The sequence below is a fragment of the Litorilituus lipolyticus genome, assembly GCF_006439335.1.
In the GTDB taxonomy this organism is placed as follows: Bacteria; Pseudomonadota; Gammaproteobacteria; order Enterobacterales; family Alteromonadaceae; genus Colwellia; species Colwellia lipolytica.
Genome location: NZ_SAWY01000019.1, coordinates 62,459 through 84,674, shown reverse-complemented (window position 1 = coordinate 84,674; position 22,216 = coordinate 62,459). Strand labels below are relative to the sequence as shown.

The following is a 22,216-nucleotide window of genomic DNA, read 5'->3' as shown; positions in this document are numbered from 1 at the left end:
AGCGTTAATAAGACAAACAGTTCTCTACTTTACACAATCTTTTCATTTCTTTATTTTCAGGGAGAATTCACAGAACAGAACTCAGATAGCTAGCTGTTCTACTGCGTAATCCTTATAATGTCTTTGTTGTGAAAAAGATTAGGAATCACTGTGATTAAAACTGATGTAGTTATTATTGGTGCAGGTGCTGCAGGTTTAATGTGCGCGTCTAATGCGGGTTATCGAGGCAGAAGTGTAACTGTGCTTGATATGGGCAAAAAGCCTGCCCGTAAAATACTGATAAGTGGCGGCGGCCGCTGTAATTTTACTAATGAAAATGCCGCCCCTGAGCACTATATTTGTAATAACCCTCACTTTATAAAATCTTCCCTTAGCCGCTATAAAGCTGAAGATTTCATCGAGCTTGTTGAGCGTCATGGTCTTGAGTATCATCATAAAACCTTAGGCCAATTATTTTGTGACAATAGCGCGCAAGATTTAGTCGATATTTTACTTACTGAGTGTGAATGGGCAGGGGTAACGGTTCAACTAAGAACAGAAGTGCTGGCTATTGAAAAAACACCGAGTGGTTTTGTGGTTAAAACAACGAATGAAAGCTATGAGTGCGAATCGTTGGTGGTTGCATCAGGTGGCCTAACAATGCCGAAACTAGGTGCAAGCCCTATAGGCTACAAAATTGCACAACAATTTGATTTAAATGTCATACCTACATGTCCTGCCTTAGTGCCTTTTACTTTACATGAACATGATAAACAGCGCTTTGATGGCTTATCTGGCATCAGTCTACTTGCTGAGGTAAGTAGTGAGTCGGGTGTGATGTTTAAAGAGAATATTTTATTTACTCATCGTGGGTTGTCAGGACCAGCGGTATTGCAAATCTCGTCATTTTGGCAAGCAGGCCAAGCAATAACAATTAACTTACTACCAGAGTATAATCTGAAAGAAACCATAGGAATGTGGCGTGAGCACAGTGCACAAAAATCATTAAAGAATCAAATGTCGACGTTACTGCCTAAACGTTTTGTGGAAGTGCTTGTGGAAGAAGGGCACATTGTAGAAAAGTCGATTAACCAATTAACCCATAGTGAAATTGATACCCTATGTCACTATATTCACCAGTGGCAAATTAAACCTAATGGTACTGAAGGTTATCGCACAGCGGAAGTGACGTTAGGTGGCGTAGACACCGATGAGCTTTCCTCAAAAACCTTTGAAAGTAAACAAGTGCCTGGCTTGTATTTTATTGGCGAAGTGATTGATGTTACTGGATTTTTGGGAGGGTATAACTTCCAATTTTGCTGGGCAAGTGGTGTTGCTAGTGGTCAGGTAGTTTAGCTAGCAAGAAGTTATTCGCTACAAATAATCACTTTTAGAAAAATATGAAAGGCAATTAAAAGGTAATAAAAGTAAGCCTCTAGTATGAGGCTTGATTACTTTGTTATTTTTTATGACTTGTTTAGCTTTGTTCTAATACTTCTCGTTGTTCTGCAACTTCAATGCGAATATCAAAATCGCGAGGTAGGCCTTTGTTGTCATAGTCGTACTGGGTAGGCTCTAAAGAATTACTGTCTTTGATCATTACGTCATCGTTTTCCATCGTATTCACCTTTTCTCAGTTATTTAGCAGCATCATAAAAAGAATGCTATGTAATATTATTACTCCAAAAGTGAATAAAAATCAAATTTACGCTGATATTAATTCTATTTTATTTACTGTGTGTAGTTTTATTACGTTATTTTGTTTTTGCAACGGTGGCGTTTTTAAATGCTAAGTGAGAAGGTTTTTAATAATTATATGGCAATATGGGTATTACAATAAAACCTACATAGCATCATCTAGAATGAATAATTATCTACAAAAGGTGGTGGTAATAGCTGTATTGTTATCTATTGCTTAATTATTATCGATTGGTTTTTTACAAGGCCATAATCTAGGCTAGTAATAATTAATTTATTCTGGATATTGATATGTCTAACGCTAAAAATCAGTGGCTTAACTTTGTTTGTATTTTATGGGCTTGCTTTTGCTTGTTTAGCTGTGGTTCTGATAGCAAAAGTAATTCTCCTGAAACAGCACTTGAATATAGTTATAAACAACCAGAATTGAAAGGGGATGGTTGGCAGACAGCCCATTTAAGTGATTATTCAATAGATGTTGAACCTTATGAAAAATTAGTTGATAAAATTAACCGTAATGCTTTGAATTATCGTCATATTGATTCAGTTACTATTATCAAAGAAGAAAAAATAATATTTGAGCAGTCATTTAGAACCTCGTTAGATTTAGCGGATAGTTGGGCTAATAATCAGGATTTGGAGTTACATATCCTAAATTCAGTGACCAAGAGTGTTACTTCTGCACTGATTGGTATCGCTATTGATCAAGACTATATTGATAGCGTTAATGTAAAGGTGCATGATTATTTTCAACACAAGTTACCTGTTGATAATTGGCATGAGTCTAAGGGCGATATTACCTTAAAAAACTGGTTAACAATGCAACATGGTTATTTATGGGATGAGTGGAATGTCTCCTACTTAAATAGTAGTAATTTGAATAGCCAAATGAACAATGCTATTGATCCCATGCATTTTTTACTCAGTAGACCAATGGCATCTATGCCCGGAGAAGAATTTGCTTACTCAACGGGTGTGTCCTTTGGCATTGGCAGATTACTTGAGTATGCGACCGAGCAGAGTGTTACTAACTTTATGGAGCAAAACCTTTTTGCTCCATTGGGTATTGAAAAGTACACTTATTGGTCTCTTGATAATCAATTGCACACTGGCAGTGCTTTGTATCTCTCAACCAGAGATATGGCGAAGTTTGGCCAACTCTTTTTGAATAAGGGTATATGGCAAGGTGAACAAGTTATTAGTGAATCGTGGGTAAATGAATCTACGCAGCAACACTTTGCTGCCGCAAGCTGGGGTTATGGTTACCAATGGTGGACTACTCAATTCACTGTAGGCAATGACATTGTTAGTACTTACTATGCTGATGGCTATGGTGGCCAGTATATTTTTGTTATGCCTGCACTGGAATTAGTCGTGGTTTTTACAGGCCGAGCTTATCAAGAAGGTGATATGGATGAATATAAAGTAAGAACAATCATGGAAACGGATATTCTACCAACCTTGCTTATCAATAGTTATTGAAAATAAATATCAAGCTTTATAAGCACAGTTATCCTTGTCTAAATTCTCTCTTGCTATTTTAGCTTTAGCACCTAAAAACTAGTAAAATATCCTGTATACAATATGTAATATTTGTAGTATAAACATAATGGTGAATATTTGTACTACGTATTGTTTTAAAATAAACAAGCTATTAAACAATTAGTTAACAGTAGTTCTGGCATTCACAACATAACTAAAAATAATAATAAATGTGTGACTGATAACGAACTGTTTTGTAATTTAACAATTGTTATTGAGTTACCCCAAACCATGTTATTAAAACATGATAGGAGAATTCATGCCTTTGCAGCACAAAGTTCCATCACTTATGGCCCTTATGTTGACTGTTTCAAGTACAGCAGCATTAGCGGGTGATATACATCCCATTTTTAAAAATAAAGAAGCTTCAGTTAGCGACTTAGCAAATAAGCAACAAGTTTGTGGTACGGACAAAAACAAACAAGACTGGGATGCTTTACAAATTGAAAACCAACTTCAATTGAAGAAAAAATTATCTAAATCCATGCTAAAAGCAGCGCCACAAATCCAGGCAGCGGCAAATGGCAATGGTGTTGATGGTCGCTATTATATTCCAGTTGTTGTTCATGTTTATGGCGATCAATATAACTGTGCCGATGAAAGTTCGTATTGCTTAACAGAAAATAAAATCATTGATGCGTTAAACAAATCGAATGAAGATTTTTTAGGTACAAATACACAGGATGGTCCTATTGCAGCAGAGTTTCAAGCAATCAGAGATAATCTAAATATTGAATTTGTTTTAGCGAAAAAAGATCCTCAAGGTAATCCAACAAACGGTATTGTGCGCTATGCCAATAAGTCAGGTTACGGTAACGGTTCTGGTCATGATGCTGCAATCGCTGCGGATGCCTGGGATAACTTCAAGTATATGAACATTTATCTCATGAGTGATTTATATGCTGATGGTGATACAAGTAGTTCTGGTGTTGCTTGGTATCCACAAATGAGTATGTCGGAGGCAGGCTTATCACGTGTGGTATATAACGGTCATTATTTAGGTGCGAATACCGGTGAAAACTTCCGTTCAGTATTAACTCATGAGTTTGGTCATTGGTTAAACTTACCGCATACTTTTGACGGTGACGTGTGCTCAGTGCACCAAGAAGCTTTTTGTGAGTCTACCGGTGATAACAACTGTGATACTCCACAAATGAGTAGCAGTATTTTACAAGATAATGCGCTTAACTGTTTAGGTGAGCCTACAAATACTGAAAACTTCATGCATTATTCTGATAACTATGCCATGTATACACAAGGGCAAGTTAAACGTATGACTGCAGCACTACACGGTGATGCACGTAAAACGTTATGGAGTAACGAAAACTTAATTGCTGTTGGTTTAGAAGAATATACCAGTAATAGCGATCGCCCATGGGATGGTTCAGGCTTAGATGTTGCCCCTTCAGGTGAAGTACTAGCACAGTACACTAACTTATCTGCGACCAAAGGCGAAACAGATACTTTTGAGTTTACTTTCCCTGAAGGTACTCAAGCAGCCGCAATTTATTTAAAAGGTTATAACCAAGATCCTGATCTTTATGTGAGTAAAGGTGTAGCGCCGACTAAAAATGGTGAAACTTGGATTGCTGATTTCATTTCGTTTAAATCAGCGGGAACACCAGAGCTAGTAACATTTACCGCGCCGTCTACTACTCAACCATATTTTGCCACTATTGATGCATTCTCTGATTATTCAAATGCAACGTTAGAAATATTATCAGTTGAAGATCCTTCATTGTGTACTGGCTGTGAGCGTGTTTTCTTAGCTGAAGAGACTAACTTATCAGCAACTAAAGGTGATGCCATTAAGAGTTATTCATTTGATATTCCAAGTGATGCGTCACGCGTTGTAGCTGTTATGCCGGGTGGTTACCTAGGTGACCCTGACATGTACGTAAGTGTTGATTCAATACCGACTACATCAGTGTCAGATTGTGCGCCATTTAGTGCTCCACGTTTAAGTGAATACTGTGATTTAGGTGCTAATGTCGGTGGTAAAACAGTAAATGTAATTATTGACCCATTCTTAGATTATAGTGGCGCAACCTTTAGAGTCTATTACGAGCGAGAAGGTACTGTTGACCCAGGGTTACCAACAGCTGAAGCCAATGGTGGTTATTCTGCTTTAATCAATGAGAGCATTACCTTTAGTAGTGCTGGTTCAGTAGATTCAGATGGTACAATTGTTAGCTATTTATGGGATTTTGGTGATGGAAATACCAGTACTCAAGCCAACCCTAATCATGCCTATACAGCAAGTGGTACGTACAGTGCAGTATTAACAGTTACTGATAATGATAATAACCAAGCAACTGATTCAAGTGTTGTTACTATTGCTGCAGAAAATGTCGCTCCTGTAGTTAACGTAAATGGTCCATATAGTGGTCTTGAAAATACCACGGTGACTTTTTCAAGTGCAGGCACTGTTGATACAGATGGTTCTATTGCAAGTTATAGCTGGTCATTTGGCGATGGTAATACAAGTACTTTAGCTAATCCTTCTCATGTGTACAGTGCGGCTGATGAGTACACAGTAACACTAACAGTTACCGATAATGACAATGCTTCAACGACGAGCTCAACTACAGCAGTTATTGCTCCTGTCGTTAATGACTATTGTACCGTTACCGGTAATACAGGTTATGAGTGGATTGCCAATGTAAGTGCTGGCGGTGTTTCAAATGCAAGTGCTAAAGAGGGTTATGGGGACTTTACCAATGTAACGTTACCACTATCAACGGGTGATAATGCTATTAGTTTAACCGCTGGCGGTAATTATTCTGAGCATTGGGCTGTGTGGTTAGATACTAACAGCAATGGTACGTTTGAATTATCAGAAAAGCTTGTTAGTGGTTTAGCGGGTAAAGATACTGTTCAAGGTAACTTAGTGATTGATAATTCATTGATTGGCTTAACAACGCGCATGCGTGTGGTAATGAAGTATTCGGGTGCGCCAACTACTGCTTGTGGTTCATTAGGTGATGGTGAAGCAGAAGATTACACCGTAACTGTGACAGCAAACGATAACGTTGCCCCAACAGCTGATGCCAATGGTGATTACAATGCACTTGTAAATAACGCGATTTCATTTAGCAGCTTAGGCTCTAAAGATACTGATGGAACAATCGTTAATTACCTGTGGGACTTTGGTGATGGAGCGCAAAGTACCACTGCTAACCCTGTACATACGTACTCAACTTCAGGTTCTTTCACTGCTCAATTAACGGTAACAGATAATGATGGTGCTTCTCACACTGACTCTGCTACGGTTGTTATTGACCCGATTGATTTAGATCTTGAAAATGCTTGTTTAACAAAATCGCCAATCACTGGTGGTGGTTTAACGGCTGGTACTGCTGCATGTTTAGGTAATAGCAGCACTATTTGGTTAAGCTTAGGTGAAGCATCTACACATCAGTCAGTGAAAATTACTACGGGTCACGGTCAAGGTAACCTTGATGTACTATATAAAAATGGTGGCTGGCCAAACAGTGGTGACTATGATGGTCAAGCATTAGGTAACGGCTCAACATCAACCTGTATGTCATTACCTGCAGGTAGTGATTACTGGTCTTACTTAAAAATAACTGGTGGTGCAACGGGCGCTACTATATTAGTTGAGTATGACAGCGCGGGTTGTCAATAATCGCGTTAATCGTGCTCTAACAAAGAGAATTAAAATGGAGCCTTAGGCTCCATTTTTTTATGTTCATGAGAATTAACTCAAAGTAAAGCTTGATATAGTTTCAAGTCGTACCAACTTCATAATAAAGACTTAATTAAGTTATATTATGTACGCTTATCTATTACCCATCGTTGTCGCACTAATTATTATTGCCTATTTAGCAGGTAAGCCTTATTGGCGAGCATATCAACGAGATAAAATAAAAGCTCAGCCCTTTAAGAAAGAGTGGCGTAAAATCATCCAGCAAAGAATGCCTTATTTCAGGCAAATGCCCGCAGATTTACAACTACAATTAAAACAGCATATTCAAGTCTTTTTAGCTGAAAAGCATTTTGTTGGTTGCAATGGCGTGGTAATTACCGACGAAATCCGTGTAACAGTGGCAGCACAAGCTTGCCTACTTTTGCTTAATCGACAAACAAACTATTACCCTAAATTGCGTACTATTTTAGTATACCCAAGTGCTTTTATTAAACAGCAGCGAAGCAAAGCTGCAGGTGGCATCGAGCACACCCAGCAAGTTACTTTGGCTGGTGAGTCGTGGGATTTCGGTAAGGTGGTATTATCTTGGCAAGATACTGTTGCAGGCGCAGATATTCCAAACGATGGCAGAAATGTTGTTATTCATGAGTTTGCTCATCAATTAGATCAAGAAACAGGCCGAGCTAATGGTGCTCCAATTTTAGCTAAAGGGCAGAGCTATCAAGCATGGTCTGAAGCTTTTATAGTGCAATTTGAACAGTTGAGAAAGCAAGCAAACTCTGGTGTGCCATCTTTGTTTGATTATTATGGTGCAACAGAGCCTGCAGAATTTTTTGCTGTTACTAGTGAAGTGTTTTTTGAGCAACCACAAGCCTTTTTTGCCAAACACCCAACCTTATATCAGCAGTTAAGGCAGTTTTATCATGTTGATCCTATATATTGGGCATAAATTGATTTTTATTTTTAAGAACTGAGCGACAAAAGACAGGAATATACTAACCCTATGGCAACATTAGCGATTGAAATAGAAGAAGTTGAGAATGATGATTTAACTCAATTTTTGAGTTCAAAAATAAGAGCATTCAATGCAGCGCATTGGCAAGAGACAAAAAAGCAGCCACTTCTGGTTAGCATTAAAGATAATGCTGGTGAAGTGGTTGCTGGCGCTTGTGCAAAAACTTTTGGTCATTGGCTTATGATAGAGACCTTATGGGTTTCAGAAAGCTTACGTGGTGAAGGGTGGGGTAGTAAAATTCTAGAAAAATTAGAACAAAAAGCAAAGGTAAAAGGTTGTCAGTTTAGTTTATTAGATACCTTAGAATTTCAGGCTAAAACATTCTATGAAAAGTACGGCTACCAAGTGCAGTGGACCCAAGAGCAATACCCAATAAAAGGAGCTAAGTTTTTCATGGTTAAAGCACTATAATTACTTTACATTGCAGCAGATAAAAAAATAAAGTATTTAAATAACTTAGATATACTCTTTCATTAACTGGACATGCAGTATGTACTATTGTTCTACTAAATATGCTTAACACTTTTAAGGAAATCACATGTTAACATTTCAAAATATAGTTTATGTTTATTGCGATAAAGTTGATAACCAAGTTTCATTAGCAAAGGCGGTTACCTTTGCTGAGAAAAATGAAGCAAAGTTAACGGTGATATTTACCTTCACAGATAAAACTATTCCTGACTCACTTGGCTTATCTACCGATGATATTTCACAATTTATCAATGAGAAAGAGCAGCAGCAAGATGATATTTTAGCGCAATATGCTGATCGAATTAGCATCAGTAAAGATATTATTTTCAATGATAAATACCTCGATGTGGTACGAAAAGTTGGTGAAAATAACTTTGATTTACTCATAAAGCCGTCTGAAAGCGAAGGACTGCTCAGTAAATTATTTGGCAGTAATGATATGAGCTACCTGAGAAACTGCCCTTGTCCGGTTTGGTTAGTGAGCGGTGAAGAGGCCAAAGAAAGTCATACTATTGTTGCTGCTGTTGATGTCACTGAAGGCTATCCGGATGAAGAGCAAAGTACCAGAGATAATCTTAATGTAGACATTTTAAAAACAGCTTATACCTTAGCTTTGCTAAAAAATGCCCAACTAAAAATTGTATCAATCTGGTCAGCTAAGCATGAGAGTATTTTAAAGAGTTCTATATTTAGTCACAAAAGTGAAGAAGAAACAGAAGGATATTTATCCATTGAAAAACAACGCGCTATGGAAAACTTAAACACATTAAAACAGCGTGTTATAGAAGACTTTACTACGCAAGACGTTGAGTTATTAACACCGGAGCTTGTTACGATAAAAGGTAAGGCACGAGAAGAGTTACCTAATTATGCTAATTCTATTGATGCTGATCTCGTGGTGATGGGAACCGTTGCTCGTGTTGGTATTCCTGGTTTTATTATAGGAAACACTGCGGAAAGCATACTTTATCGACTTAATCAGTCAGTCTTTGCGATTAAGCCGCAAGGTTACGTTTCACCAATATTGAAATAAGCATAGTAATCACTGTTTACTGGTCACTAAAATGATGTTTAATGCTTTTAAGTTTTTCCTTCGTTAAGCCTTTGGGCTGGGTTACTTCTACCCAGCCATCAATATAACTACTTGCCGAGTACCTGTGTGAGCTTCCTCTAGGTACCTTATCAGCCATGGGAAGATCAAAAAGCACCTGTAAAAAAGTAATAATAGGGTACCAGTTAAAATCAGGTGAAACATCATGACCGCGTTCGCCTTTCATCCAGTCAGGTTCTTTTCGGTAAAGATCTAGAGAGAAAAACACCATAGGGTCACTTGCGTACTGAATGTAAACAAAACGCATAGGTCCCCAGTGCCAGTTTTCATTATTAAGTTGGTTCTCTTGCGCAGTAAATCGCACCAGAGAGCCATCTTGAATGGTAGGAAGCCATTGCGGAGAGCTTGGGTTGCGTTGTTTGATTAACTGCGGAGAGACGGTGCTAGGAAAAGGTGCACCAGCAAATAAGCCGCCTTGTATTGGGTTGTTGATTATAGTGGTTAAGTTAATTGAGGTTTCAGCACCTAAAGCACCTAAACTTAAGCCAAATACATATAAATCAGGTCGACTTTCTTTGGGTAAAGAAGACCAGTAACGATGAATGGTATTATACAGCACTAAGGCTGAGCGCTTTGCTCCACTGGGGTCAACCAACAAGGTTAACCAACTGGGTAAATATGAGTATTGCATTGATACAATGGCAGTATCGCCTTGATGCAGGTATTCAAAAGTGTTCATCGCTGAAGGATCAAGCCAGCCTGTGCCTGTTGGTGTCGCAACAATTAACTTTGAGCGGGAAAAACCTTTGATGCGAATAAGCTCTTGCAGTGCTAATTGTGCTCTTTGCTCGGCAGATTCACGCGAGCGAAGTCCAACGTATACTCTTAATGGAGATAATGTTTTTTGAGAAAAAAATGCTGTTAGCTCTGCTTGTGTTGGTCCATTGGCAATAAAGTTCTGTCCTGTTCGGCCTAAATTTTTCCATTGAATGAGTGAGCTGTTACTACCTGTATATAGGCTATTTGTTGGCTTTTTTATACCGCTATCAGTATTTTCATCAGCGATAGAATAAATTTCATCGAAGGTGGTCACTATTTTGCTGATAATAAAATTATTAGTGAAAGTAAATACAATAAAAGCGATCAGGCTTAGGCCTAGAACATTCGCAATTCTGCGAGGAATAAGTTTATGGAGAGTAAACCTGAGGTTATTAAATGACTTTTTAAACAAACGCGCGATAAATAATAAGCTAAATGCGAGTAATAATGCGATTGCGATCATTTGAATATACAAAAACTCTTCATTGGGCGCTTGCCCCATAAGTATTCGAAGTTCATTTTGCCAGTTGTTTGAAGCATAAATTGTATATATGAATATCAAAATGCTTAGTGCAGAGATGATATATTGGAGTGTCGTTTTTATCTGCTTTTTAAACTCTGGCAACTCTAAATAATGCCACAGGTAAGTACAAGCTACTCCGAGTGAATAGCCGACTAATAATGAGAAACCAGAAAGCACACCTTGTAATATATAGGGTCTTGGCAGCAGTGACGGAGATAAAGAAATAGAAAAGAATGTCACCGCAACAATCAAACCAACATACGATAATGAATTATTGTAATTTTTAAGCCAACGTTTTATTTTTTTCATTAGTACTGCTTATTCGATGCAATGATAGTTATTCATAAATAAAAAACGCTAATAATGAATTAGCGTTTTTCAAGGTGAGAGAAAATACACCTCTATTGTTGAATAAGGTGTACGTCGCGTTGAGGAAATGGAATGGAGATATTGTTACTATCAAGCGTTTTCTTAATTTCTTCATTGACTTCAAAGTATACATCCCAATAATGCTCAGGCAAACAATGAGGCCTTACGGCTAAGTTGACGGAGCTATCGGCCATTTCTGATACACCAACAAAAGGTGCAGGGGTTTTCATCACTTTACTATTATTTTCTAATACGCCTAACAGTACTTTTTTAGCTAAATCTATGTCAGCATCATAAGCAATACCTATGGTCATATCGACACGTATTTTTCCTTCGGCGGTAAAATTTATAATAGAGCCATTAGAGACTGCACCATTAGGAATAATAATGCGCTTACTTTGCGGAGATAATAAAATAGTATTGAAAATTTGAACTTCTTTTACTTCACCAAAATGCCCTTGAGACTCAATTAAATCACCTACTTTATAGGGTTTAAATATCATAATAAGTACGCCGCCAGCAAAGTTGGACAAACTGCCTTGAAGTGCTAAACCAATGGCTAACCCAGCGGCACCCAATACGGCAATAAAAGAGGTTGTTGCTATGCCAATCATGGAAGCTACTGATATAAACAGTAATAACTTAAGCGTCCATGATATTAAGCTATTTACAAAAGGGATTAAGGTCGGGTCAACTTTAGAACGTTCCATTGAAAGTACTAACACTTTACTGATGCCACTAATAATCCATAAGCCTATAATTAGCGTTAATATCGCTAACGCGAGTTTAGGCGCATAAAGCAACCCCAGCTCGTAAGCTTTCATTGAAAGTGATTCTAATTGTGATACAGAATTATCTATAGTGCTCATGATTTTCCCTTTATTTGTCAGAGCATAAGGAATTTTTAGTGTAGATAAAAACTTAAATATTTACAATGTTATAACGTTAAGTAAAAACAAGAAATTAGGTTAAAAAGTTTGTTTTACTTTGTCGCGTTTTAACCACTTGAGTTAATAGTTCAGTGTACTCCTCTTTAACATGGTCAATACCTTCATGGGCTAATAGCCATTGTTTTCGTAACATGCCACCAGCATAGCCGGTTAACTTACCGCTACTACCAATTACACGATGACAAGGTACGATGATACTAATGGGGTTTCTACCGTTTGCACCACCAACAGCTTGAGAGGCTTTAGGCTTGTTGAGTAGTTTGGCAATATCGCCATATGTGCATTTCTCGCCAAAAGGAATGTCAACTAAACATTGCCATACAGCTTTTTGAAAATCAGTGCCTTGAGCATCTAAAGGTATTGAAAATTGTGTTCTCTTACTTGAAAAATATTCTGCTAATTGTTGCTTTGCTAAACCTGTGATGTGATTAGTTTTTATCGCTTGTTTGTCATTACCGCAAAAAATAACATGTCGTAATCCTTTTTCAGAGGCTTTGCATTCAATTAAGCCAAGAGGAGATTCTAGATAATCGATAAACATTACAACTGACTCCATAATTGATAGGTTAAATAACTTTGCCATGGTGCTGCAAGGCTAGGATTAAATTCCTCTTGGTTATGTGCCAATGCTTTTTTAACACCCAGATCGCCACCAAGGAAAATGTCACAATGACTTAAGCCACGCATAGTAGCGTAATTAACCGTCCAAGGGCCAATGCCTTTAAGAGGCAACCATGTATCAGGGTTAGTAGCATGACTATTTTCAACAAAATGCAAAGCAAGATTTCGCAACGTTTGTTTACGTGCCCCTGGAATTTTCATGAAATTAAGGTCACTTTGGGCAATAGCTTGCGGTGTTGGAAATAGTTTATATTGGCAATGAGTTTGACCTAAATGATGTACAACCTGACTTACTAAGGTACGTGCTGCAGCAACAGAAATTTGTTGACCCAAAATGGCTCTAATACCAGCCTCAAACACATGCCAAATACCAGGTAATCTAACACCTGAATGAAAATCAAACGATTGAGGTAAACAAGGCTTTAAGTGTTGCTCAACGACTTGTAGATCAACATCTAAATCAAGAATACGACGAATATTGTTGATGATAGCTCTTAAGTGCTCAAGTTTGTTTAAACTGATTTCTATATGAAAACAGTGATTGTTTTTATTGTGTGTCGCAGTAAACTCACCTTGGCTATCTAGCCAAGTAATAGTGCGCCCATAGCTGTTTTTATCACACCATTCCAAGTCATCAACGCACCTTGCAGCGAGATTTTGTTGAATAAAGTGCCAGTCGTAAGGTGGACGGTAATGTAAGGTTAACGTTAGCTTATTTGTAGGCTGCTCTTCTGCTTGAGCTTTTCTCATTTGTGACGGGGTTAATTGTAATTGTGCTTTAAAGCAATCATTGAAGCGTCGAACACTATTAAAGCCACAAGCTATTGCCACTTGATGAATGGGTAATTTAGTTTGATGAAGTAATGTTTTTGCAAATAAACATTGCTGATATAGAGCATAACTTTTGGGAGAAGCTCCAATGTTTTTAGTAAATAGCTGTCGTAAATAACGATCCGTAATACCAAGGCGCTCAGCAAGTTGAACCAGTGTTCCGTGTTGTAATGCCCCTTCATTAATGAGTTTAAGAGCTCTATCAAGGGTGGTATTCACTCCTTTCCAAGCTGGAGAGCCAGGAGCACTATCAGGCCTACATCGTAGGCAAGGACGAAATCCAGCTATTGCACATTCTATAGCTGAACGGTAATAGCTAACATTTTCTTCTTTAGGGGGATTCACAGGACAAATACTACGGCAATAAATCCCCGTGGTTTTTACCGCAGTAAAGAATTTGCCATCAAAGCGTGGGTCTTTTGCAAATCGTGCTTTACTACAAATATTGTTTGGTAACATACTCGGCTCGGGTGGCTATTTCAAGGACAGTATAACGTGGCGATTGTTAAAATATAGCCAGAATCGGAACTCAATGTACAAATTATTAATTAAGTGAAAGGGTACCCTTAAACTAGTTGCCTCCTACCAATACTGCTTGGTATAAATATGGCTTCGCTACAGGATAAATCTCTTATGATAAACAGTATCTTCATCGTTTAGGTAAAACAATCCCTGTTTGCACGGAAGTCTCTTTCATTAAAGAAGACAAAGGCACTGAAGCAGCGATGTGTGGAATTATGAAAGCCATTACAAGGTAACCTTTAGCCTTTGTGATATAAATTAGATTTAGGATTATCTGCGCTCAATCTAGTTGTATTTTTTATACGATTATGTCGGTGGTGTGTTCACCTTATTTAATTACTTTGCTATCTTTGCGTCTATTCAATTTTTTAAAGTTAGATAGGTGCTTTTTATGGCTGAATTTGTGCCGATAAATTACCAAACTGTATTAGCTAGTGTCATTGAGCAAGCCAAAAACACCAAAAGCTTAGGTGAGGTAGCAAGTTATATTCCTGAACTTGCCTACGTTGAGCCATCAAAATTAGGCATTCACCTTATTACTGTGAACAATGACCATTTTCATGAGGGTGATGCTAATGAAAAATTTTCGATTCAGAGTATTTCAAAGGTATTGTCATTAACTTTATCGTTTAAAGCACTGGGAAATGATTTGTGGCAAAGGGTTGGTATCGAGCCATCAGGAACAGCATTTAATTCGTTAGTACAACTGGAGTATGAGCAAGGTATTCCTCGTAATCCGTTTATTAATGCGGGCGCTATTGTGATTTGCGATGTGTTGGTTAGTCAGTTTGATAATCCCAAAAAAGAGATTTTAAATTTGTGCTGCAAACTAAGTGGTAATGCTGATATTGCTATCAATGCGGCGGTTGCACAGTCTGAGTTAGACTCTAGTTTTCGTAATCGCTCATTAGCCAATTTAATGAAAGATTTTGGCAATATTGATAACGATATTGATACGGTCTTAGATGTTTATATTTATCTTTGTGCTATAGAAATGACGTGTAAGGAAATGGCGCAAACATTTATGTTTCTAGCTCAAAATGGAGTAAACCCACTGACAAAAGAAGCGGTGGTAACGGTTAGTGAAGCGAAAAGACTGAATGCTATTTTACAATTATGTGGGTTTTATGATGAAGCGGGAGAGTTTTCTTTCAAAGTTGGTCTTCCGGGAAAAAGTGGTGTTGGTGGAGGGATTATCGCCATACACCCGCAAAAATATAGTGTGGCTGTGTGGAGCCCGAAATTAAATGATAAAGGTAATTCTTACTTGGGTATGAAAATGTTGGAATCTTTAACTACGATTTCACAATCGTCCATCTTCTAGTTTGATAAAAGTGCCATTTGTTTTGGCACGTCACTAGCGAGTATTTTATGCTTTTTATCAATCACACCTTCTTTCACCAATTGCTGATAGCTTTCTAAAACTTTGGCACATAATGCTTTTCCACCCTTGAACACTTTAGGTGTGGTGATAGGGTAACCGTTGAGTGAAAATAAAGGATAGTTCTTAAGCGATTCTTTTTCTGATTTTGTAAGGTATTGTGCAGAATTTAGCATGAGGTTATCGAATACAATAAAATAATCACCTCTTTGTGCTCTTAAGCCTTTTAATGCGGATTCAATAGTTCTAGGCCGCATGAAATTAATTTTGTCATTGTCTTTCATTACATTGTATTTACCTAAAGGAAGGCCGTGCATGATAATGACATTTTTACCTTCAAAACCATTGATTGATGTTATTTCTGGTAAGTTATCTTTTAGATAATATACGCGTAATGTGATAACCGTTGGCGGAACACAAACATGAAGCACTTCTTCAATGTTCACACCTTTAACGTCGCCATAGTTAATAAAAGCAACGTTGCCTTGCTCCACTTGAAATTGCATACGTTGATAAGGAACATGGACAAAATTTACCTCTAGACCCGCATGTTCATATAATTTTTTTGCTAACCGATAATGTAATCCTGAAAAAGAATTGTTTTCTTCTTCATGCCAGTAGGGGGGAAAGGTCAAAAAGTATTGCTCAAGAGGCTTGTGCTGGCCTAAAGAGTGATTAGGTGTTTCTTGACTATGAGCATTATCTATTGAAAAAAATATTAAATAAAAGCAAATAATCAATACGTTAAGGTATAAGGACATGACTTCGCCTAGTTACCCTCAAATTAGTTGCGTTACTATGTAACCTAAGCTTGGTTATGTAAAACGCTGGATACGTACTTTCAGCTTAGCACAAATTGTTAAAATGTAGGTGAGCTAGTCAATGTAGTAGAGTTTGGGGTAGTTACATGAGCCTTAGTTGAAAATAAGGCTCATGATTGGGGTTTGATCGTTTAGGGCTTGAGGGTAACGAGTTCAAGGCGATCGGCTATCAGCGGATCGGCTGCGTTGGCATTGATAATTAACCGTTGCTCGTCTGATGATATGTGCATATCACTTGGTTGGTTACCATGAGTTTTTATTGAGTCTTTTACATTTTGTTGTTGATCGTAAATATCAACATAAAAGCCATCAAGGCTAGTGGTGTTAAAGCGTAAAAAATGCGGCTCGCTACTGTTATTTTTCTCTAGCTCAAGCGTGACAATACCTTCAGTGGATTCAAGTAACCCTTGATCGACAAAGCTTGTGCCATCGAAAGTACTCCATTCACTACTTTGGCTAATCGTGTATAAGTGTTTTTCGTTGTCGGTAATTACAAAGTCAGTAATAAACTTCCCTTCAGCCAAGGAGTCAGGGTGATATTCATGGGTTAAAGTAGTTAATATTGTTTGCTCACCAAAATCATTAATCTGTGTGGTATAACGCTTAATAGTCGCGGATGAATAATCTAGTGCGTATAACGTACTTAATTGTTTGGCAACATCTAGTTCATAAGCAAAATAGGCATTAGCACTATCCCAAAATTGCACTTGAAGTGCTTCATTAGCAAATTCAAGCGTTTGAGTAACCACAAAATAGCGGCCTGCAAGACGCACAATGGTGATAGGTTCGTACAATATGTCGGCTTCAAGTAACTCTTCGATGGAATTGTCAGCTAATGTAATACGATAACGATGAATCACATCACTGGTTGTTTCGTCTTCATTCGTTACTGTTTCTACTGCTTTAGCTAAGAGGTATTCCCCTGTAGGGTGCATTATAAGTTGTTCTAATACAGTACCTTCTGGGGAAACATTTAGGGTATTTTCTAACTCACCAGTATATTGATGGTAGGTCTGTAACGTGTTTTCAGCAGCAGCATAAAATTTAGGTAACGCAGGAGAAGTGACTAGGGCGTTATCATCAACAGAAGCAGGTTCAATGATCTTATTTTCAGTGACTAAATCGCTGTGATAAAAATTAACGGTAATATTTTCACTGATCACTGAGTTCTCATCAACACTAGAAATAATAATATTTGCAGTGTTCATGGCATTTTCTTGGGCTAGATTACTGTCGGCTACTATGTTGAGTTTAGTCTCATCAATTACCGTCAAAGTTAACCACTCAGCATCGCTGCTTGCTTGCCATGAGAATGTTTTTTCACTGTTATTGTTGATAGTCAGTGTTTTTTCTATGGCTTGAATATTACTAGCTTGTGTAAACGCAATGACAGGAGTGTCGGCATAAAAATAGATATTGTCTAATGCAAGGTCTACAGGAATTGTTTTATTATCACCAGAGGTAGTTTCTGTCAGAATTATGTTACCTTGTTTTAGGCCTGAAGCGATAAACTCTTGGGTGTTAGCGGTTACGGTAATTGTGCCATTGCCTGTACCAGACACAGTGTCGAGTGATAACCAGTCTACATCAGAGCTTGCCGTCCATTGATTACTTTCACTGATGATATCAAAACTTTGATTTTCAACGCTAGCATCGCCCAAGGTTGCGCTATAGTTTAATTTCGTCTTATTAACGGTTAATTGCCAAACCAGCAAAGAAACATCAATGTCTTTTGAAGCAAATTTTTGTCCAGTTTCATCTGATACTGCGATACGTAACTTACTCGCGTATGTATTAGGGATTAAAAACTCTTCGTTAATGGTTTCGATATATATGGTTGCAGAGTCGCTAGTAACATTTTCTGCTCGGTAGGTTAGCCAAGGTACTGGCGCTTGTTCAGGCGGAAAACCAACTAAGATACCATCACCCTCAAAAGTAACTTTTACCGCAATTGACTGCGTGGATTGGTGTAGTACTTCATTGCTGAAGTTTGCACTAGAGATATCGGTTGATATTGAATAAACCTTCTCGTCATTTGAGCTACCACAGGCTTGCAACAAAGCGATATTTGCGAGTAGAAAAGCTTTGATGAAAAAATGTTTCATTGATCCCTTCATGATTTTTCCCATTTTGGCCAATTTATTTGTTAGCTTTCTAACTCATTTACCGCATATTCTCGATAGAAGTTAACAAGGTATTGATTATATTTTTGCAAGTGAATATAGCAGAGTATAAGAGAGACAAGAAAGAATATCAGCTATTATCGCAAACATTGTACATTTTAATGATCAGTCTGTTAATCAAGGTACTACAGCTAAGTGTACTTCATAAAGCCCCCTATGCAAGGTGGTATTATTTGCTATGATGAAGAAACTATTAATAGCTATTGAAGGAATGTTTTGTGCGTTTATTTGGTTTGATGGCTGTTGTCATCTTTATGGCTACCTGTAATACCGTTATAGCTCAATCTTGGTTGGATAAGTTACAAGAAGGCTTTTCACAAGTAGATAAGGTATTACACCAGACGAATAAAACTAAACAAACAGCAAAAGCAAAAGCCTTACCTTCACATTTATCTGAATCTTGGCGAAGTTCATTATTTATTGATGATATTTTTAACGGTGAAGTTGCAGTAGTTCAAGCGGGTTTACAGCATAAGCAAACTATAGTGTTAGTTCATGGGCTGGGACAACTTGGCATGCAAGACTGGTTTTCAGTGATACCGGTATTAGCGAAGCAATATCATATTGTGACATTTGATTTGCCGGGATTTGGCTATTCAGCAATTCCACAAGGAAGGTATTCTCCTACAAATTACGCAAAGGTGGTTGCTGGCATTACCAGAGAATATGCTAAATCTAAAGCCATCGTCATAGGGCACTCTATGGGAGGGGCCATTAGTTTACGGTTTGCTTCGATGTTTCCTGAGCTTTTATCTAAATTAGTATTGGTTGATGCAGCAGGGATTCTTGAAAAAACTGCTTTTATTAAACATTCGGGTAAATTGCCAATTGATGAAGCTCAATTGCCTGATGTAGCAAAACGTTTTTTGGCACAAGCGAATAACTATGGTGGTTCAATGATTGAATCAACCAGTACAAGCAAATTTTCACAGGGTCTCACTAATTTTCTATTTAATCAGAATGATTACACGAGGCAGTTAATTGTCTCTAGTTCACCAAACTTAAATGCAGCGTTGAGCTTAGTTGAGGAAAACTTTACTGATGCAGTGTATGGCTTGAACGTTAAAACACACATAATTTGGGGCGCTAAAGACAGTGTTGCGCCACTGAGAACGGGCAAAGTGTTGGCGAATATTATTCCTAATGCACAATTGCAAGTTATTGAGAGTGCAGGTCATGTGCCAATGAAGTCTCATCAAGAGGAGTTTTTAACACTGTTAACTCAAGCCATTCCCAATAAGCCTGTAACTATAAAAAAAGAACAGCCTGAAACTCATCAACAGGCAAAGTTAGTTTGTACAAAAGAATCGAATAAGCATTATCAAGGGCATTATCAATCAATTATCATCAAAGATTGTAGTAATGTAACGCTAACTAATATTACTGCTCAGAGTTTGTTTATTGAAAACTCTTTGGTCAGTATCGAAAATATGACAGTAGATAGTAAAGCGCTGGCTTTAGAGATTATAAATTCAGATGTCACCATCTCAACAGGGAAAATTTACGCGGAACACGGTATTAGTTTATCTGGTAGTCGACTAGATATAGCTGGCGTTTCAATTAATGTGAGTGACAAGAGTATTTTTTCTCGTGATTTATCAAGTGTGGTGACTTCGTTAAGTGAGATCAATAGCCCACTCTATTCAGGCTATACTCATTCAACGTATCAACTCAATCAACAAAGTATAGATACATTCCTTCCACTAGAATGACTTAGCCTGTAAGTATTGTTCGGTAATATTTTGAAACAATGCTGATAATTGACGGAATTGCTCGTTAACGGTACGGTATTGTGACAATTATAATCAGGGAAAAACTATGCACCTTTTTACTCAAGGTAAACTTAAAACCGTATTGACGTTATCTGCTATCGCAGTATTAACGGCATGTCAGCCAGCAGATAATGCCACTTCCACACAGGCTACTAAAGCCACTGAGACTCAAGTCGTGACAGAGACGAGTGCTATCAGTGAAAGTGAACGATTGAATCAATGGTTTGCAACAAAATATGAAGAGCAACTACAAAATAGTCCGATGATGTTAACTTTTCTTGGAAGAAAAGAGCGTTATGACCAAGTTGATGATATGTCACGTGCAGAAGAAGAGCGTCAATTAGCTTGGCAAAAGCAGGCGGCACAAGAATTGCAGAATACCTTCGATTACAACAAGTTAGATGATGAAGCGAAAATATCTTATGATATTTGGCTTTTTCAATATAATCAGGCATTAGAGGCTGATAAATTTAGTGAAAGTGCTTATGTTTTTACCCAAATGCAGGGTATTCAAGCATTTGCGGCACAGTTTCTCATTAACTTCCATAAAGTTGATGACGCATCAGATATGACGGCTTACAACAAGCGTATTGCTGGAGTTTCTCAAGCCATTGCAATTCTACTTGAGCGAGCAAAAGAAAGAGCAGAAAAGGGCATAAGACCCCCTAAATTTGCTTATGAGGGAGTAATTGAACAAGCTCGCGCTTTAATCACTGGTGCCCCATTTACTGAGGAAGATAATGTTGCTGATTCAGCATTATGGGCGGATGCAAAACGTAAAATAGCTAGCTTAGTTGAAGCCAAAACAATTGATGAAGCACAGGCAGAAGCGCTTAAAGCAGAAACAAAGAAAATGCTAATAGAGCACTTTTTGCCAACGTATCAAGCATTAGTGGCATGGTTTGAACAAGATATTGTAAACACTAAAGAGAATGCTTCAGGTGTTGGTAGCCAGCCAAATGGCGAAGCCTATTATAACTCAAGGTTGAAAGCATCAACGACAACTCCATTAACGGCAAATGAGATACATCAAATTGGTTTATCAGAAGTTGCTCGTATTACTAGTGAAATGGAAGAAATTAAAGATAAAGTTGGCTTTGAAGGTACGTTACAAGAGTTCTTTAAATTTGTAAAAACAGATAAGCAGTTTTTCTTTAACAATGATGATGAAGGTCGCCAAGGTTATATTAGTCAAACAGAAAAACATTTAGCGCACATTAAAGAGCAATTACCTAACTTTTTTGGCATTTTACCAAAAGCAGATCTCGTGGTTAAACGTGTAGAGCCTTTCAGAGAACAAGATGGCGGTGCGCAGCATTATTTCCCAGGCACGCCTGATGGCTCTCGACCAGGTGTTTATTATGCACACCTTTCAGATATGTCAGCAATGCCGAAAAATGAACTAGAAGGCGTTGCTTATCATGAAGGTAGCCCAGGCCATCATATGCAAATTTCAATAGCTCAAGAGCTTGAATCGGTTCCACAATTTAGAACACAAGCACGTTTTACTGCTTATGCTGAAGGTTGGGGACTCTACGCGGAATTGTTAGCAAAAGAAATGGGCGGATATCAAGATGACTTTTCAGATTTTGGACGTTTGGTAAATGAAATTTGGCGTGCTGTTCGTTTAGTGGTTGATACTGGATTACATTCTAAAGGGTGGACAGAGCAGCAAGCCATTGAGTATTTCAAAGAAAGAACACCTATTTCAGAAGAGGCCATTAAATCAGAAGTGAGACGTTATTTGGTATGGCCAGGGCAAGCTACGGCGTACAAAGTAGGTATGCTTAAAATTCTAGAGTTACGCGCACACGCTGAAAAAGAATTAGGAGCATCATTCGATATTAGAGGTTTCCACGATACTATTTTAGGTGGTGGCGCATTACCTATGGCAATTCTAGAACGTAGAGTGAATGAATGGATTGCTAAAGTTAAAGCGAATAAATAATAATTACTCGCTTCATCATTAGTTCACATACTTAAAAGTGAATAAAGGCA

The 22,216-nt window shown here is 37.9% G+C and carries 16 protein-coding genes; 9 read left to right on the top strand and 7 right to left on the bottom strand.

All coding sequences use genetic code 11. The features are described from left to right. Positions 1–150 precede the first annotated feature (150 nt). Positions 151–1,335 (top strand): BaiN/RdsA family NAD(P)/FAD-dependent oxidoreductase, encoded by a 1,185-nt coding sequence (locus EPA86_RS08410; RefSeq protein WP_140602992.1) that lies wholly within the window; start codon positions 151–153, stop codon positions 1,333–1,335. 121 nt (positions 1,336–1,456) lie between these two features. Here EPA86_RS08410 and EPA86_RS18195 read toward each other — a convergent pair whose 3' ends face one another. Further along, a complete protein-coding gene (locus EPA86_RS18195; RefSeq protein WP_170309602.1) occupies positions 1,457–1,597 on the bottom strand; it encodes a hypothetical protein in 141 nt (46 codons plus the stop codon). A 371-nt stretch (positions 1,598–1,968) separates the two neighbouring features. Here EPA86_RS18195 and EPA86_RS08405 point away from each other — a divergent pair, with 371 nt between their 5' ends. From EPA86_RS08405 to EPA86_RS08385, 5 genes are all read left to right on the top strand, one after another. Beyond that, positions 1,969–3,159, top strand: a complete 1,191-nt coding sequence (locus EPA86_RS08405) for a serine hydrolase domain-containing protein (protein ID WP_140602991.1) — start codon at positions 1,969–1,971, stop codon at positions 3,157–3,159. Between the two features lie 319 nt (positions 3,160–3,478). After that, on the top strand, positions 3,479–6,868 hold the full coding sequence (locus tag EPA86_RS08400; protein ID WP_140602990.1) for a PKD domain-containing protein: 3,390 nt from the start codon (positions 3,479–3,481) through the stop codon (positions 6,866–6,868). 145 nt (positions 6,869–7,013) lie between these two features. Continuing rightward, a complete protein-coding gene (locus EPA86_RS08395) occupies positions 7,014–7,838 on the top strand; it encodes a M90 family metallopeptidase (protein WP_140602989.1) in 825 nt (274 codons plus the stop codon). Between the two features lie 54 nt (positions 7,839–7,892). After that, positions 7,893–8,315, top strand: a complete 423-nt coding sequence (locus EPA86_RS08390; protein ID WP_140602988.1) for a GNAT family N-acetyltransferase — start codon at positions 7,893–7,895, stop codon at positions 8,313–8,315. 127 nt (positions 8,316–8,442) lie between these two features. Further along, the gene (locus EPA86_RS08385; protein WP_140602987.1) at positions 8,443–9,408 is read left to right on the top strand and encodes a universal stress protein; all 966 of its coding nucleotides are present in this window, start codon (positions 8,443–8,445) and stop codon (positions 9,406–9,408) included. Positions 9,409–9,424: 16 nt separating this feature from the next. Here EPA86_RS08385 and EPA86_RS08380 read toward each other — a convergent pair whose 3' ends face one another. From EPA86_RS08380 to EPA86_RS08365, 4 genes are all read right to left on the bottom strand, one after another. Beyond that, positions 9,425–11,077 carry an alpha/beta hydrolase gene (locus EPA86_RS08380; protein WP_140602986.1) on the bottom strand — a complete coding sequence of 551 codons (1,653 nt, stop codon included), beginning with the start codon at positions 11,075–11,077 and terminating at the stop codon, positions 9,425–9,427. A gap of 92 nt (positions 11,078–11,169) precedes the next feature. Further along, complete coding sequence (locus EPA86_RS08375; protein WP_140602985.1) at positions 11,170–12,006, bottom strand: mechanosensitive ion channel family protein; 837 nt, start codon at positions 12,004–12,006, stop codon at positions 11,170–11,172. 94 nt (positions 12,007–12,100) lie between these two features. Beyond that, positions 12,101–12,670 (bottom strand): methylated-DNA--[protein]-cysteine S-methyltransferase, encoded by a 570-nt coding sequence (locus EPA86_RS08370; protein ID WP_342777396.1) that lies wholly within the window; start codon positions 12,668–12,670, stop codon positions 12,101–12,103. Further along, positions 12,628–13,998 carry a DNA-3-methyladenine glycosylase 2 family protein gene (locus tag EPA86_RS08365; protein ID WP_140602984.1) on the bottom strand — a complete coding sequence of 457 codons (1,371 nt, stop codon included), beginning with the start codon at positions 13,996–13,998 and terminating at the stop codon, positions 12,628–12,630. The genes EPA86_RS08370 and EPA86_RS08365 overlap by 43 nt, the downstream gene beginning before the upstream one ends. Positions 13,999–14,452: 454 nt before the next feature. Here EPA86_RS08365 and EPA86_RS08360 point away from each other — a divergent pair, with 454 nt between their 5' ends. Further along, positions 14,453–15,385, top strand: a complete 933-nt coding sequence (locus tag EPA86_RS08360) for a glutaminase (RefSeq protein ID WP_140602983.1) — start codon at positions 14,453–14,455, stop codon at positions 15,383–15,385. On the opposite strand, the gene EPA86_RS08355 is transcribed toward EPA86_RS08360, so the two are convergent. Both EPA86_RS08355 and EPA86_RS08350 read right to left on the bottom strand, forming a co-directional pair. Beyond that, positions 15,382–16,203, bottom strand: coding sequence for a substrate-binding periplasmic protein (locus EPA86_RS08355; protein WP_140602982.1), 822 nt, complete (start codon positions 16,201–16,203; stop codon positions 15,382–15,384). The two genes, EPA86_RS08360 and EPA86_RS08355, sit on opposite strands and share 4 nt — an antisense overlap. Before the next feature lie 191 nt (positions 16,204–16,394). Beyond that, on the bottom strand, positions 16,395–18,380 hold the full coding sequence (locus EPA86_RS08350) for a BACON domain-containing protein (RefSeq protein WP_170309601.1): 1,986 nt from the start codon (positions 18,378–18,380) through the stop codon (positions 16,395–16,397). 284 nt (positions 18,381–18,664) lie between these two features. Here EPA86_RS08350 and EPA86_RS08345 point away from each other — a divergent pair, with 284 nt between their 5' ends. Continuing rightward, a complete protein-coding gene (locus EPA86_RS08345) occupies positions 18,665–20,158 on the top strand; it encodes an alpha/beta fold hydrolase (protein WP_140602980.1) in 1,494 nt (497 codons plus the stop codon). 106 nt (positions 20,159–20,264) lie between these two features. After that, positions 20,265–22,166, top strand: a complete 1,902-nt coding sequence (locus EPA86_RS08340; RefSeq protein WP_140602979.1) for a DUF885 domain-containing protein — start codon at positions 20,265–20,267, stop codon at positions 22,164–22,166. Positions 22,167–22,216: the final 50 nt, after the last annotated feature.

Excerpts from the sequence above, each read along its gene's own strand:
- EPA86_RS08400 (WP_140602990.1), top strand. The coding sequence starts at position 3,479 with ATGCCTTTGCAGCACAAAGTTCCATCACTTATGGCCCTTATGTTGACT.
- EPA86_RS08365 (WP_140602984.1), bottom strand. The coding sequence starts at position 13,998 with ATGTTACCAAACAATATTTGTAGTAAAGCACGATTTGCAAAAGACCCA.
- EPA86_RS08390 (WP_140602988.1), top strand. The coding sequence starts at position 7,893 with ATGGCAACATTAGCGATTGAAATAGAAGAAGTTGAGAATGATGATTTA.
- EPA86_RS08370 (WP_342777396.1), bottom strand. The coding sequence starts at position 12,670 with ATGGCAAAGTTATTTAACCTATCAATTATGGAGTCAGTTGTAATGTTT.
- EPA86_RS08385 (WP_140602987.1), top strand. The coding sequence starts at position 8,443 with ATGTTAACATTTCAAAATATAGTTTATGTTTATTGCGATAAAGTTGAT.
- EPA86_RS08350 (WP_170309601.1), bottom strand. The coding sequence starts at position 18,380 with ATGAAGGGATCAATGAAACATTTTTTCATCAAAGCTTTTCTACTCGCA.
- EPA86_RS08395 (WP_140602989.1), top strand. The coding sequence starts at position 7,014 with ATGTACGCTTATCTATTACCCATCGTTGTCGCACTAATTATTATTGCC.
- EPA86_RS08360 (WP_140602983.1), top strand. The coding sequence starts at position 14,453 with ATGGCTGAATTTGTGCCGATAAATTACCAAACTGTATTAGCTAGTGTC.
- EPA86_RS08375 (WP_140602985.1), bottom strand. The coding sequence starts at position 12,006 with ATGAGCACTATAGATAATTCTGTATCACAATTAGAATCACTTTCAATG.
- EPA86_RS08355 (WP_140602982.1), bottom strand. The coding sequence starts at position 16,203 with ATGTCCTTATACCTTAACGTATTGATTATTTGCTTTTATTTAATATTT.
- EPA86_RS08340 (WP_140602979.1), top strand. The coding sequence starts at position 20,265 with ATGCACCTTTTTACTCAAGGTAAACTTAAAACCGTATTGACGTTATCT.
- EPA86_RS18195 (WP_170309602.1), bottom strand. The coding sequence starts at position 1,597 with ATGGAAAACGATGACGTAATGATCAAAGACAGTAATTCTTTAGAGCCT.
- EPA86_RS08405 (WP_140602991.1), top strand. The coding sequence starts at position 1,969 with ATGTCTAACGCTAAAAATCAGTGGCTTAACTTTGTTTGTATTTTATGG.
- EPA86_RS08380 (WP_140602986.1), bottom strand. The coding sequence starts at position 11,077 with ATGAAAAAAATAAAACGTTGGCTTAAAAATTACAATAATTCATTATCG.